We start from the raw sequence: 1,458 nt of genomic DNA on the forward strand, positions 1-1,458 counted from the left end.
TTTGGATTGGTAGGTGTGTCCGGTGGGTGTGCTGATGTTCAGGGTGTGGGTGTCGGCGGGCATGGTTGCTGCGGGCAGGGCTTCTGCGGTCCAGCCGGGGTTTTCTTTGGTGTGGTTGCAGGCTTCGCAGAGTCCTGCGCCGTTGTCCAAGGTGGTGGTTCCGCCTAAGTGCCAGGGCACGATGTGGTCGATGTGCCGGATGGGCGCGTCGCAGTACGGCGTCCGGCACGTGTGGTCCCGGGCTTGGATGAATCGCCGGTGTCGGTGCGGGAAGAGCCGGGCTTTGGAGTCCATGGCCATCAGTTCCCCGCTCCCGGGTGCGGTGTAGAGCCGCCGGACCCAGACCGTGAAGTCCTGCTCATCCTCCGGCACCGGCCCATTGTTCTTCGGATCCGGTTCGGCGAAGTTACGGAGGTCGAACGACTGATCAATGTCAGGCCGCTGTTCGCTACGGCTCCCTGCCCGGCCCGATTCCTGCTGCCCTGGCCCACGGACCTGCCCGATCTTGGCCGGCCCATTGCGTCCGGTCCGTTCTCTGGGTTCTTTTGCCCCGATCAGGGTCCTGGCCCACTGCGAGGGGACGATGCCGTAGCCGTGGAGCCGGGCCGGTTCGGCATCGCCTTGGAACAGGGTCCGGTCCGTCATGACGAGCTGGAGTTCAACCCCGGCTACCGCGCCGGGTGTGCCGGTGAGGCGTTCGGCCAGGGTGTCGGCCATGACCTGGCCACGGCCCCGGGAATCCCCACTGGAACGGGCAGCATCAGCAGCACGGGTCAACGCCGCATAGGCTGCAACGCCCTGGCCCACCGGCAGCAGCGCTGTCAGATAGGCCATGGTGTCCGGTGCCGGGCGCAGACTCACGGTCCGTTCCGTCGCGGCGTGGCTGGCCCGCTGCGCCACCGAGCGCGGATCACGCCGGTACGCGGCCGCTTTCACGGCAGCGACCAAGGCCCGGTCACCGAAACCGTCGAAAGTCCCGGCATCAGCGGCGAGCTCGGCATCCACCGCGGCCCGGTCCTCCACGGACAAACACGCTGTTTCCTTCACCAGCAGCGTCGCCCGCCACTCGTTCAACTGGCCCGAGTTCAACGCCGCCAGGGTGCGCGGCATCTCCGTGACCAGGGCCTTGGCCAGGCCCAACAACCTCGAGCCCCGGTTGGGTGATTCCCGCCGTGCCAACGCCACCTGCGCACCGACACCCTTGCCACGCTCCGCTACGGGCATCCCGGCCTCGGCCTGCTCAGCCCGCTGCGCCAGATCAAACGCCACAGCAATCTGCGCCTGCAGGCCGGCGATGGCCGACTTCATCTCCTCCAACACCCGCAACTGACCAATCAAATCACCACTGATGGTCCCAGCTTGATCCACCCCTTGAGACAAAGCAGGACGAGGCACAGCGGACAACGCCGTCTTCGCTTGCCTCTCCCGGATCTGCTTCATACCCCCAACTCTCGCAGG

Annotated in this window: 1 protein-coding gene; it reads right to left on the reverse strand. The window is 66.7% G+C overall.

The features are described from left to right. Positions 1-1,308: HNH endonuclease (locus AB4Y77_RS22935; RefSeq protein WP_442015457.1), on the reverse strand; the 1,308-nt coding region annotated here is incomplete at its 3' end. Positions 1,309-1,458: the final 150 nt, after the last annotated feature.

This window comes from Paenarthrobacter sp. YAF11_1, from assembly GCF_052113445.1.
In the GTDB taxonomy this organism is placed as follows: Bacteria; Actinomycetota; Actinomycetes; order Actinomycetales; family Micrococcaceae; genus Arthrobacter.